Source organism: Collinsella sp. AF23-2 (assembly GCF_003459245.1).
Taxonomy (GTDB): domain Bacteria; phylum Actinomycetota; class Coriobacteriia; order Coriobacteriales; family Coriobacteriaceae; genus Collinsella.
The window spans coordinates 74,578-86,864 of the sequence record NZ_QRVG01000008.1; the positions used below are offsets into that span (position 1 = coordinate 74,578).

The following is a 12,287-nucleotide window of genomic DNA, read 5'->3' on the forward strand; positions in this document are numbered from 1 at the left end:
GTTTTGCCGGCAACTTCTACGATAGGAGCCACCTTGTCTCGACTGAACAAAGGGGCCGCGGAGCAGCGTTTTCCACTGCCCTCGATGCTCCAAAAGCTGGCCTGTGCCCTGGCTGTGGCGCTCGCCCTGGTATGCGCGGGGGCCTGCGTGCCCACGACCGCCCAGGCGCTTGAGACCGCAAAGATTACCGCCCGACCCAATACCGGTTCGGGTAGCGATGTGGTCGGCGGCACCGAGACGCGCATCACTTGGGAAGTTCAGGCCGATGCCGACGAGGAGCTGAGCGGTCTTTCTTTGACGTTTGTCGACGGCACGACATTTGGTACCGATGACACGCGATTGACGATGCTCTCGGGCGAGGACCTCATGGATCGTACGCCCATGAAACCCACGTGCACGGCTGATGGTCAGACGCTCAAGATCGACTTTGGCGAGACGGCGCCTGCCGGCGGCTTTTTCCGTGTCGAGGTTTATGGTGTGACGTTTCCCGTCGAGGGCGGCGATGAGGTCTTTAGCGGCACCTATACGCTCGCTGACGGGTCGACCAAGAAGATCTCCAAGATTCCGTCGGTGGAGATCAAGGGCGTGACGGCCTTCGATAACTTCCTGGCCGATCTTAAGGAGCAGCCGTGGGTCGAGGCCTGGAACTCCAATATGTTCCTGCGCCTGTTCTTGAACCCGGTCATTTTGGTCCAGAGCCTGCCGATCGTCTTCAAGGGCTTCCTCATGTCGCTCTCGATCGTGCTTGTGGCGTTTCCGCTGGCAATTCCCTTCGGTTTCGCCCTATCGCTCATGCGCATTTCCAAGTCGCGCATCCTGCGCTGCCTTGCCGGTATCTACGTGAATATCATTCGCGGTACGCCGGCGTTCCTGCAGATCTATATCGCGTTCTTCGGTCTGCCGTTGGCCGGCGTCAAGGTTGATGACTATGTGCTCGGCGTCATCGTCATGGCCATGAATTCGTCTGCCTATCTGTGTGAGATCTTCCGTGCCGGTATTCAATCGATCCCCAAGGGTCAAAACGAGGCTGCTCGCTCTCTGGGCATGAATGCCTTCCAGACACTGCTCTACGTTATGATTCCGCAGACGTTCCGCAATGTTTTGCCTACGCTGACCAGCGAGTTTATCTTGCTTTACAAGGATACGTCGCTGCTTGCGGCCGTGGGTGTGGTCGAGATCGTCATGAACGCCCGTACCATCGTGGCCACGACGGGCTCCATCACGCCGTATGTGGTTGCCGCCCTGTTCTATCTGGTCATCACCCTGCCGCTCGCTCGCTTGGTGAGCGGTCTTGAGGCGAGGCTTTTGGGCACGGCCGAGACCAAGAAGAAGCGTCCCGCCAAGAGCGCCGGACAGGTTGTCGCGACGCCTGCCAATCACATCGCCGGTCTGTAAGGAGGTCCTATCATGAGCGAAACCAATAACTCGAACGAGGTCGTCGTCAGTATCAAGAACCTCCAGAAGGCCTTTGGCGACAACGTGGTCCTGCGCGATATCGATCTGGATGTTCACAAGGGTGAGGTCGTTGTGGTCTTGGGCCCCTCGGGCTCGGGCAAGTCGACGATGCTTCGCTGCATCAATCGTCTGGAGCATCCCACGAGCGGCTCGATTGTCGTTGAGGGCGTGGACGTGTGCGCCAAGGGCGTCGACCTTAACAAGGTACGTACGCATCTGGGTATGGTGTTCCAGCAGTTCAATTTGTTCCCGCACCTGTCAGTCAAAAAGAACGTCATGCTCGCGCAGCAGAAGGTACTCAAGCGCAGCAAGGAAGAGGCCGAGAAGATTGCCGTCGAGGAGCTGACCAAGGTCGGTCTTGCCGAGCGTATCGACTTTATGCCGAGCCAACTCTCGGGCGGCCAGCAGCAGCGCGTTGCCATCGCCCGCGCCCTGTCGATGAATCCGCATGTGATGCTCTTTGATGAGGCCACGTCGGCGCTTGATCCCGAGCTTGTCCGCGACGTCCTTGGCGTCATGCGCGACCTGGCGCACGACGGTATGACCATGATCGTCGTGACGCACGAGATGGGCTTTGCCCGCGATGTCGCCGACCGCGTCGTCTTTATGGACGGAGGCGTCATTGTAGAAGAGGGTACGCCGAGCGAGGTCTTCGACCACCCCAAGAGCGAACGCACCAAGGCGTTTTTGGGCAATATCTCGTAGCCGGTTGATGTAACTGCCGTTATTAAAGAGCGGGGGCTGGACTTGAATCCAGCCCCCGCTCTTTTGTAGGGATGGGGATGCGCTTTGATGCAGGCTCTTTTGGAGGTCCTGGGTTCGTTATGCGAGCTCGGCTCCGAGGGCCTTGCAAGCGGTCTCGCCCTCGTCGTCGGGCGCGTCGTAGCAGATGGTGGAGTCCACGACGTTGACGCCGGCCTCGTCGGCGTCGGCCTTCCAGTTGTCCATCCACTCGCCCTCGGCCCACGAATAGGAGCCAAAGAGGACGACCTTCTTGTCGCCGAGAGTCTCCTTGACCTCGTCCCACATCGGCTGGAACTCATCGTACTCGAGTTCCTCGGAGCCCATGGCGGGGCAGCCGAAGGCGAAGGCATCATATTCGGTGGCCTTGTCGGCAGAGAAGTCGGCGCAGGGGATGACCTCAGTCTCGGCGCCCGCGGACGTGGCGCCTTCGGCGACGAGGTTTGCCATGGCCTCGGTGTTGCCTGTACCGCTCCAGTAGACGACGGCGATCTTGCTCATATGTCTTCCTTTCGGTTGTGCGGCGTGCGGCCGCGTTTTGTATGCTCTATCGGGTTGCCTGGACAAGTTGTCCCAGGGTGCAGCCCTGTTGATAGATGTAGGTAAGGTATTGCGTGCATGCGCGATAGGAATCGAAGGTCGTGAGCGCCTGCTCAACGTTTGTGTATACCTTCCATGCGCCAAAGACCTTATAGTTTTCGCCGTGCTGGACGATAAACTGATGGACATCTTCGTAGGGATAGCCCAAAAAATAGCCAATTTCGTGGGGGAACTCGCATATGCACCCCGTATCGCAGTGTCTATTTCGCGCGAGTGCGCAGACGCTGCCGTCATAGGCGCTTTCTGCGGCATTGCTGCTTGCCAGCGTGATGCGCGCGGCGAGATGCACCAGGGATGCGGGCAGGTTGTGGATATCGTAACCTTCGGCGGCTAGCGCCGTCGTGGCACGGGGGTCGGAGAGGTATCGCATGAGGTCCGCAGGGCGGTACACATAGATGAGCGCTCCGCAGGGGCGCCAGACCAAAACGCTCATATGGATCCCGAGTGGCTGGAGCTCGCGGTTGCATTGGGTTATGACGGAGAGCAGGCGAGAGCGTCGCTCTTCGATATGGTCGGCGCCGGGTTTTCCGTTTTGGTTGGCGTAAACGCCGGGATAGGTAAAGAGCGAAGCCGGCTTGATACCTGCGAGCGTAGGGGAGCAGTTGCGCACGACAGCCGTTTGGTATGTTGGGATGTCAATGGTTCGAGTCACGATGCCCCTTTCGGGTCCTCAGTTGTTAGCCTAGGAAAACTTATACACGAAAGTAAGCCATGGTCAACAAAAAAGTTTGAAGAGGGAAACTAATTGACCGAACGGACACGATTTTGGGTTAAGATGGGGACACCCCATGGGGGTATCTAGATAGTGCTACTTGAAAGGGGAACGCATGAGCGACTTGCTCAACCCTGCGAATCTCATCGTGTTGGCCGTCATTGCCGTCGGCATGTTTTTTGGACTGCGTCGCATTGTCGCTTCGACACACGGAAAGAGCTGCTGCAGCGATGGCGCGAGCGGTAAGAAGGCCAAAAAGGTTGTTGTGGTGGATACCGATGCATCACACTATCCCTATAGCGATGAGCTGCTCATCGGCGGCATGAGCTGTGACGGCTGCGCTCAGAACGTAGCCAATGCCCTCAATGCGCTGGATGGCGTGTGGGCAACGGTGACGTATGCGGACCACACAGCGCGCGTGCGCTCCAAGCGGCGGATCGATCGCGGTGTCCTTGAGGCTGCCGTGAGAGATGCGGGTTACTACGTCATGACGCTGTAGGCCTTGCCTTGGATGCGCGTCCTTGTCTAGGCTCGTCCGCGTAGCTCGATGTCCTGGATGTCGTCGAAGTCGATGGCGATATCTTTGAGCTTGAGGAGTTTGAAAGCAGGGAGCGCCTCGTCGAGGATGCCGGTGCGGCTGCGATAGCCGTATGTATCGTAATAGGTGACACGAACCAAGTCGCCGCGCTTGAGGCCCTCGAGCTTTTTCGAAAGTTCGAGGGCTTTTTCTTCTGTGAGTTCGCATTTTGGCTCGGCGGTGATCTCTTGTTTACGCACGAGCTCGTAGTATCCCGTGAGGGCGGCAAAGGGCATAAACTGCGCGGCACGGCCGGCACGGACGGTGCCGTTGGCGGTGAGCTTTGGGTCGGCGGAGCGACGTCTTCCCTCGGGGTCCGCTAGGCGTTCAAAAGGTGTCGGTGGCCGCATCGGCTGTTGTTGGGACTTAGGCACGATGTCCTCCTACCTGATCGTTGCGTTCGCGCGCGGTGGCGCCGGCGGTAAAGCTTAATCCCTTGACGAGCGCGTTCTTGCCGTACTTGCCTTTCACGGCCAGGACGGCGTGCGCCAGGTCGCGCTCGCGCTCATCGGCCTCGATATCGCTGAACAGATCGATGGTGGCAAATTCCTCGGGCATGAGGTTGCCAAATCCCAGGTTGATGCGCTTGACTGGTCGTTTGGGATCGACAGTATGCGCCCAGAGCTCATCGAAATAGCCCATGATCTTCTTAAACGAATTGGTACGCTCGCTCAGCTTTCGCGAGGCGTTAGAGTGCGCAAAGAGTGCGGCATAGCCACCGCGCGGTTTGCCGCCATGCTCTCCCACAAAGATGCCATCGATTGCCTGCGCTTCGCGCACCAGGCGACGCCGTTCGTCATCGCGCTGGACGGGCTTGGGCGCACGGGGCGCGAGCTCGGGGCCGGCGGTTGCGGTGGGTTCGATACTCGATGTGCTCGAGCGCAGGTGCCCGCATCCGTCCACATACTGCGCTGTACCGCTGGCGTCGAGGCGGCGTATGTCGGCGCGTTCGCTCGCGTAGCCCACAAAGAGCGAGATGCTGTCGCAGACCACGTGCTTATCGACCAAGTCTAAAACGGCGTTGTCGACCATCTCGCGCAAGACGGTATAGGCCTGTTCGTAGGCATAACCCTTCGAGAGCACCTGTCCTGTGGTGGTCGAAGTTGCTTGCGGGCGATAGGCTTGGATATCGGCGATGGTTGTCGGCTCGCGCCCGAAGGCATGGTCGATGAGATATTCGGCATTGACGCCGAGCTCGTCGTAAAGCAGGTTTTCGTCGAGCGCCGCGACGCCCATCAGATCGTAGACGCCGTATTTCTCGAGGCGGGCTGCCACGCCGGGACCGATGCCCCAGATATCGGTGATGGGACGATGGGGCCAGATCTCCTTGCGAAAGGTCTCGTCGTCGAGTATGCCGATGCGGCTGGGTACGTGCTTGGCGGTAATGTCGAGCGCTACCTTGGCCTGGAATAGGTTGGGGCCGATGCCGACCGTCGCCGTGATGCCGGTGCGCGCGAGGACCTCGTCGCGCAGCGTGCAGGCGAACCCTTCCGCATCTGTGTGATAGAGGTCCAGATAGGGCGTCACGTCGATAAAGCATTCATCGATTGAATAGACGTGAATGTCTTGCGGACTTACGTATTCCAGATAGATGCCGTAGATTTGCGCCGACACCTCCATATAGTGCTGCATGCGCGGTACGGCCGTGATGTAGTCGATGCCATCGGGAACCTCGAATAGGCGGCAGCGATTGTGAATCCCTAAGTCCTTCATGGCCTGCGTGATGGCGAGGCAGATGGTCGTGCGCCCGCGCGATTCGTCGGCAACGACCAGGTTGGTGGTGAGCGGATCGAGCCCACGGTCGACGCACTCGACGCTGGCATAAAACGTCTTGAGGTCGATGCAGATATAGGTGTGCTGCTCGTGCGCCATCCGTGTCCTTTCATCAAACACATGTTCTTATCGAATACCTGTTCGATAATACCCGCTCGTCCGGACGTCGTCAAAACCTGTCAAAAAGGGACTGGTTTGTTTTGGTAGGTATGGTCGTGCGGTTGGATCGGGTTTTAACGCAGCTCTAAAGAGTGCGAAACAGCTCGGAAAACCTCGCTTCGTAGCATGAGCCTAACGATTGATACCGCCTATACGCACGGAAGGGTTGTGGAAAAGATGGTCAATTATGGGTTTGGTATGCCGACGCGCCTTGTTGCGGATGGAGACGTGGCTCGCTGGTGCGGACGATTGGTCGCTCACTACGGTGGCACCAAGGCGCTGGTCGTGTTGGGCGGTGACAAACATACGCACGATGAGCTCGTCTCGGCGGCGCTCGGCTCGCTTGATCGAGCTCTGCTCGAACGCGTGCTTTTTCGCTGCGGCTTGGTCGGGGGCGATGGGGGAGACGATTTGGTCGATGAGGCCGTAGCCCTGGCGACCGACGAAGGCGTGGACTTTGTCCTGGCGATTGGCGATGCCGATACTGCCGGCTTTGCGCGCGAGCTCGCGCGTCGCATGGCGGCGCTCGATGCCGGCGAAGACGGCTTTGTGCCTTATGGATGCATTGTCTCGGAGGGCAAGGTGCCTGCTGTCGTGGGCACCGGCGAGGTTCCCGTTTTTGCCATTATCGCGCCCGAACTGCTGGAGGGCATCGGGTCTCCTCTGCGTGAGTTACTCGGTAGCGTCTGCGCCGCGGCCTAATATTTGCCATAAAAGGACGGGTTATTTTTGGTTGGTAAAGCGTTTGACCTGCCAAAATAAGCCTGTCCCTTTTTGATCGGTTGCCGTTTGGGGGCCGATTGGCAAGGCTCGCTGATTGTAGTCTTGACCTGCGCTAGAATAGTGGCATCTGAATGTCCGGGCGCATGGAGGCGTGCGCCCGTATGCTGAGGAGGACTCTATGGCAACTGTTGCCGCACCTATCGATGCTACGTCGACTGCCGCTTGGAAGGCACTCGAGGCTCATCAGGAGAAGCTCGAGGCCGATGGTATCGACCTCAAGGCCTGGTTCGCTGCCGATGCCGAGCGCGTGAACAAGCTGAGCTTTGACGCCGGTGACCTGCACTTCGATCTGTCGAAGAACCTGGTGACCGATGAGACCGTCAAGCTGCTGTGCGATCTTGCCCGCGAGGTGAAGCTCGAGGAGCGCCGCGACGCCATGTTCTCCGGCGAGCACATTAACACCACCGAGGACCGCGCCGTCCTGCACACCGCGCTTCGCCGCCCCGCAACCGAGAGGGGCCAGCTCATCGTCGACGGCCAGGATGTCGTCGCCGACGTGCACGAGGTCCTCGACCGCATGTATGCCTTCGCCGAGCGCGTGCGCTCCGGTGAGTGGAAGGGCGTTACCGGCAAGAAGATCGAGCACCTGGTGTCCATCGGCATCGGCGGCTCCGATCTGGGCCCGGTCATGGCCTACGAGGCTCTGCGTCCCTATGCCGACGCCGGTATCGACTGCCGCTATATCTCCAACATCGACCCCAACGACCAGGCCGAGAAGCTTAAGGGCCTGGATCCCGAGACCACGCTCGTGATTATCGTCTCCAAGACCTTCACCACGCTCGAGACCCTCACCAACGCCCGCGAGGTCAAGACCTGGATGCTCGAGCAGCTCAAGGCCCAGGGCGCCATCGACGGCTCCGATGAGCAGAACGCCGAGGCCGTGGCAAAGCACTTCGTCGCCGTTTCCACCGCACTCGAGAAGGTTGAGGCCTTCGGTATCGACCCCGCCAACGCCTTCGGCTTCTGGAACTGGGTCGGCGGCCGCTACTCCGTCGACTCCGCCGTGGGCCTGTCGCTGATCGTCGTGCTCGGTCCCGAGCGCTTCCAGCAGTTCCTCGAGGGCTTCCACGCTATCGACGAGTACTTCTGCAACACGCCGCTCGAGAACAATGCCGTTGCGCTGATGGGCCTGCTCAACGTCTGGTACGTCAACTTCTTCGGTTCCAAGAGCCACGCCGTGCTGCCGTACTGCCAGTACCTGCATCGTTTCCCGGCCTACCTGCAGCAGCTCACCATGGAGTCCAACGGCAAGCATGTCCGCTGGGACGGCAGCGCCGTGACCTCCGACACCGGTGAGATCTTCTGGGGCGAGCCCGGCACCAACGGTCAGCACGCCTTCTACCAGCTGCTGCACCAGGGCACCGTGGTGGTTCCGGCCGATTTCATTGCCTTCGCCAATACCGCCAACCCTGCGACCGACAGCGGCCAGGACGTGCACGAGCTGTTCCTGGGCAACTTCCTGGCCCAGACCAAGGCGCTCGCCTTTGGTAAGACGGCCGATGAGGTGCGCGCCGAGGGCACGCCCGAGCAGATCGTCCCGGCCCGCTGCTTTGAGGGCAACCGTCCGACGACCTCGATCTTTGGCGACACGTTGACCCCGTTCGCACTCGGCGAGCTCATCGCCCTGTACGAGCACATCACGTTTGTCGAGGGCACGGTCTGGGGCATCGACTCCTACGATCAGTGGGGCGTCGAGCTGGGCAAGCAGCTTGCCAAGCAGATCACCCCGGCCTTCCACGACGACACCGCCAAGGCCGAGCAGGACGCTTCGACCCAGGCGCTCATCGAGTTCTATCGCGCACATCGCAAGTAGTCGCTGCTGTTAACGCATCGCGTCTTATAGTCAGGGGCCCGTATCCTATCGGATGCGGGCCCCTTTGCTTTGCCGTGGTCCCGGGGCGCACGGCCTTTGTGGAACATCGCCGGGGCGCCGCGCGCTGCGAGAACCCTGCGCCTAGATCTCGGCCTCCGCATGGCCTCGCTGCGCCTCGGGCAGCTCCCCGTAGAGCGGATGGTCTTCGAGCCTAAAGCGCTCGACCTGTTCGGGAGTGCGACCGCGTACAAAGAGCCACGAGCGATCAATCGGCGTCGCCATGAGCGTGCTGGGCAGCGCGTCGGCGCGGTCGGAAAACACCCGGGCACTCTCGGGATCCTGGAACGCCAGCACCAGATGCGTGTCGCAGTTGCCCATGATGGAGCGTGCGCGTGCCTCGCCATAGAGCGCATCGAGCTGGTTGGTCGACTGCAGCAGCAGCGTTGCCCAGATGTTGCGGCTTCGGATAATCGAGAGCACGTTGTCGATCTGGGGGATCTGCAGATTTGCGAAGTCATCGAGCATAAAGCGCACGGGCACGGGCAGGCTGCCGTCGGGCTGCCTATCGGCCTCACGAATGAGGCCCATAAACGCCTGCGAAATAAAGAGGCCGGTCAGCGGATCGAGATTGCGGTCAATATCGCTCACGGTTACAAACAGGGCGCAGGGGGTGTGTCCCATGGAAGCGAAGTCCACCTGATGGCACTCACGATAGAGCTGTGCCGCACCGTCGAATCCCAGACACATGACCTTTTCGGCAAGGATGCCGACGATGCTCGCGTGCATGCGCTCGGCATTTTGCGTAATGGCGTAGCGCCGCCATAGCGAGAGGGCATAGCTTTGGGGGTCGGTCGTGATCAGGTCGTCAAACAATCGACCCGTGGCACCGTCCTGCAGGTGCTCGATCAGCTTGATGACCGAGCTGATCGTCTGCTCGTCGGCGGGTAGCTGTTCGGTGACGTAGGCGATAAGACACGACAGCAGGTTTGCCGCCGCATGATCCCAAAAAGGCTGGTTGTTGTCCTCGATGGGGCAGATGGCCTTTGCCACCGAGAGGATGTCCTGCTGGTTGGGCCTGCCGTCCGCCTTGCGGCGAATGTGCCTCAGGGGGTTGTAGCCGCAGCGCTCGATGCCGGGCGCAGGGGCCGGGACGGTGTTGAGGTCGGCGAAGTTGAGACATTGCACGCGGTAACCGTGGGCTGCCAGCACGGGTCCCACTTCGCGACAGAGCGTGCCTTTGGTGTCGAGCACGATGTAGCTTGCGTTCATTTGCAGCAGGTTGGGCTTGAGGACGTTTCGGGTCTTGCCGGCTCCCGAGGGGCCGATCACAAGTGCGTTGTTGTTGAGTCCCGTTTGGCGGGTGTCGCAGGAAAGCGTTCGATCCTTGGCGAGGATGGTGGACGATGCGGACTCAGATGCGGCGAGGCGGCTGGCGAGGTTAGACATGGGCGACCTCCTTGGTGGTCGAGAGGATTTCGTGGGCAAAGCCGAGCTCGACGGCGCGCTCGGCCGAAAGGTAGGTGTCTTTTGCAGTGAGGGACTGGATGCGCTTGGGCGTGAGACCGCTGCGGTCCGAGAGGATTTGCGTGAGGGTCTTGCGGGTCTGCATGAGACGCCGGCTGGTTTCCTGCAGCGCAAGTGCCGAGCCGCCTGCCCCCTGGGGGATCAGCGGGTCGTGAATCATGAGCTCTGCATGGGGCGCCATACGGCGATCGTCGCCGCCCATAAAGATCACGGCGCCCATGGATGCGGCGAATTCAAGGCAGACGGTGCGGATGGGGCACGATGCGAGGCGCATGGCGTCATAGATCGCAAGACCCGATCGCACGCTTCCGCCGGCGCTGGCGACAAATATGGTGATGGGGCGGCTGGGGTCGGTGGCATCGAGCAGGCGGATCTGCTGGCATAGGTCGTGGGCCATCGGGGTTTCGATGTTTCCCATGACGGAGAGCTCGCGACGGGCGAGCATCTCATCGTAAATGCTGGTGAGCGTGATACCTCGGGCGGATTCACGCATGGTGAGGGGGCTGATGATGGGGGAATGATTGGTGTCCATGAGGACTCCTTTCTGTTGGTTGTGTTGTGGAATAGGATTGTTGCCCGCGGAGGGGCTGGCGGGCTACAGGGTTCGTCTGAGCCTCAGATCGAGCTCGGTTGTGGGGCAGACTGCCTGTTCGTGCGGCTCGCAAGCGCCAAGGGCTCCAAAGCGATGGAGCGTTGCGGCGGGCGTGGTGTAGGCGAGCCGCAGCTGATGCTCGACAGGGGCACATCCGTCATTTTTGTAATGAGCCGCGTAGTACTGGGCGATGCTGGCGTTCATCTCGCTGCCATTGCGATGGCGCTCAAACTGGCGTCTGCAGGTCTCGATGATCTTTGCTACCGACTTGGGTGCCGTCGCGGGAACAAGGGCGAGATAGCCCTCAAATAGCTCGTTGATGCTCAGGAGGCACAGCAGGTCGATCAGCGTCCTTATGGTTGCTCCCTCGGCAGAAAAGTGCGCGGTCACGCGGTTATATCGGTTGCGGTCGACGATGGCCGCATGGGGTCTTGGAGTTTTCTGCCCCGTGGTCCCGGACTTTTGCCGCGCCTGTGTATTGAGCTCGACGTTGCAGCGCTTGAGGCCGTCCAACGGAAGGAACAGTGCGGTGTGCAGGGTGTTCCGCTTGCTTTCGAGTTCATGACGCTCGTCGGGTTTCCATTCGAGCTTGAGTTTCGTGTCGAGTGCCGTAAGCATATGGGCTAGGCAGCCTACGGTAAGAACGTACGAATCGTTGTCGCGTTTTGGGGCATAGGGGTCTGTCAGCTTGCGAATGTCGGGGTCGCCCATGATCTTTGTGCAGCGCTTCAGCAGTTGAGGGTGGTCGGCCAAGATCGTCGCGAGCGGTAGCGACGCGTAGTTCTTGATGGTCGCGGCGGCAAAGGCGGCGTCATATTCGTTTGCATATGCTCGCTCAATGCGGGCATCCAGAATGCTTTTCTTATCGCCGTCTTCAGCGTGGTGGTTTGTCATAGCTTCTCCAATCGGTTGATGTTCGTGCTGTTTGTTGATGTGTTGGTTGTCGTGAGTGATGTGCTTGCCGTGGGTGATGTGCTGACGTTGGGGTGCTATGCGGTTTTCAATGAGCCCGTGAGACAGTTGCTGCAGGGGCGGGATGGAACGGCCCATGCAAGGCGGAAGACATCGTGCTCAAAATCGAGACAGCAATGCCCTAGGTGCCTCACATGTGGCAGTTACCTCATTAAGTTGTCATTACGTTTGGGGTTGTACTTTGCCGATCTTCCTTCTCTTACACGCTAAAACTCAAACTTCATATGCTCGATCTACTTAAAACCGCAACGGCGGTCTTATATCAACTTATATGTCGGAACGCGTCTTTGCAAGTACTTTTTTGCCTTTGTTTCAAATGGGGTGGTTTTGCAACCGTCATACGTGCGCTGTGCGAACGTGCCCCGGCTCGGATAAGATAGTGCGATCGAGTTCTACCGCGCTCACTGCAAGTAGTCTTTGTTGCTGAGATAGGTCACGGCCGAAAGGGGCCCGTATCCCAACAGATACGGGCCCCTTGCTATTTAAATGGGCATGAGGGTGTATTGAGGGGGGATGTCTTGCTGTCGGCATCCGCGTGCGGTGCCATTCGCTCATATGACCCAATCCGCTGTCAAGAGCCACAATG

12 protein-coding genes are annotated in these 12,287 nt (G+C 59.7%); 5 read left to right on the plus strand and 7 right to left on the minus strand.

All coding sequences use genetic code 11. From position 1 onward, the window contains the following. Positions 1-33 precede the first annotated feature (33 nt). Together DWY03_RS05040 and DWY03_RS05045 are read left to right on the plus strand one after the other, a co-directional pair. Positions 34-1,395 carry an ABC transporter permease subunit gene (locus tag DWY03_RS05040; RefSeq protein ID WP_231500776.1) on the plus strand — a complete coding sequence of 454 codons (1,362 nt, stop codon included), beginning with the start codon at positions 34-36 and terminating at the stop codon, positions 1,393-1,395. A gap of 12 nt (positions 1,396-1,407) precedes the next feature. Further along, a complete protein-coding gene (locus tag DWY03_RS05045; RefSeq protein WP_006234381.1) occupies positions 1,408-2,160 on the plus strand; it encodes an amino acid ABC transporter ATP-binding protein in 753 nt (250 codons plus the stop codon). Between the two features lie 117 nt (positions 2,161-2,277). Here DWY03_RS05045 and DWY03_RS05050 read toward each other — a convergent pair whose 3' ends face one another. Both DWY03_RS05050 and DWY03_RS05055 read right to left on the minus strand, forming a co-directional pair. After that, entirely contained in the window at positions 2,278-2,697 is a 420-nt protein-coding gene (locus DWY03_RS05050) for a flavodoxin (RefSeq protein ID WP_117840045.1), read from the minus strand. 46 nt (positions 2,698-2,743) lie between these two features. Continuing rightward, positions 2,744-3,448 (minus strand): DUF3793 family protein, encoded by a 705-nt coding sequence (locus tag DWY03_RS05055; RefSeq protein WP_158557025.1) that lies wholly within the window; start codon positions 3,446-3,448, stop codon positions 2,744-2,746. Positions 3,449-3,623: 175 nt separating this feature from the next. On the opposite strand from DWY03_RS05055, the gene DWY03_RS05060 reads away from it, so the two are divergent. Next, a complete protein-coding gene (locus DWY03_RS05060; protein WP_197032789.1) occupies positions 3,624-4,007 on the plus strand; it encodes a heavy-metal-associated domain-containing protein in 384 nt (127 codons plus the stop codon). A 26-nt stretch (positions 4,008-4,033) separates the two neighbouring features. Here the strand turns inward: DWY03_RS05060 and DWY03_RS05065 are convergent, their stop codons facing one another. Beyond that, positions 4,034-4,459: a hypothetical protein gene (locus tag DWY03_RS05065; protein ID WP_231500777.1), complete on the minus strand. Its 426-nt coding sequence runs from the start codon at positions 4,457-4,459 to the stop codon at positions 4,034-4,036. Then, positions 4,452-5,957, minus strand: coding sequence for a DNA repair protein (locus DWY03_RS05070; protein WP_117840048.1), 1,506 nt, complete (start codon positions 5,955-5,957; stop codon positions 4,452-4,454). Before DWY03_RS05070 ends, DWY03_RS05065 begins: the two co-directional genes overlap by 8 nt. 237 nt (positions 5,958-6,194) lie before the next feature. On the opposite strand from DWY03_RS05070, the gene DWY03_RS05075 reads away from it, so the two are divergent. Together DWY03_RS05075 and pgi are read left to right on the plus strand one after the other, a co-directional pair. Further along, complete coding sequence (locus DWY03_RS05075; RefSeq protein WP_158558624.1) at positions 6,195-6,719, plus strand: iron-containing alcohol dehydrogenase; 525 nt, start codon at positions 6,195-6,197, stop codon at positions 6,717-6,719. Positions 6,720-6,918: 199 nt separating this feature from the next. Then, positions 6,919-8,613, plus strand: coding sequence for a glucose-6-phosphate isomerase (pgi, locus tag DWY03_RS05080; RefSeq protein WP_117840049.1), 1,695 nt, complete (start codon positions 6,919-6,921; stop codon positions 8,611-8,613). 141 nt (positions 8,614-8,754) lie between these two features. Here the strand turns inward: pgi and DWY03_RS05085 are convergent, their stop codons facing one another. From DWY03_RS05085 to DWY03_RS05095, 3 genes are all read right to left on the minus strand, one after another. Then, positions 8,755-10,059, minus strand: a complete 1,305-nt coding sequence (locus tag DWY03_RS05085; protein WP_117840050.1) for a VirD4-like conjugal transfer protein, CD1115 family — start codon at positions 10,057-10,059, stop codon at positions 8,755-8,757. Beyond that, positions 10,052-10,669 (minus strand): ATP-dependent Clp protease proteolytic subunit, encoded by a 618-nt coding sequence (locus DWY03_RS05090; protein ID WP_022094432.1) that lies wholly within the window; start codon positions 10,667-10,669, stop codon positions 10,052-10,054. The genes DWY03_RS05085 and DWY03_RS05090 overlap by 8 nt, the downstream gene beginning before the upstream one ends. Positions 10,670-10,732: 63 nt before the next feature. Continuing rightward, complete coding sequence (locus tag DWY03_RS05095) at positions 10,733-11,623, minus strand: hypothetical protein (RefSeq protein ID WP_117840051.1); 891 nt, start codon at positions 11,621-11,623, stop codon at positions 10,733-10,735. Between the last annotated feature and the right edge of the window lie 664 nt (positions 11,624-12,287).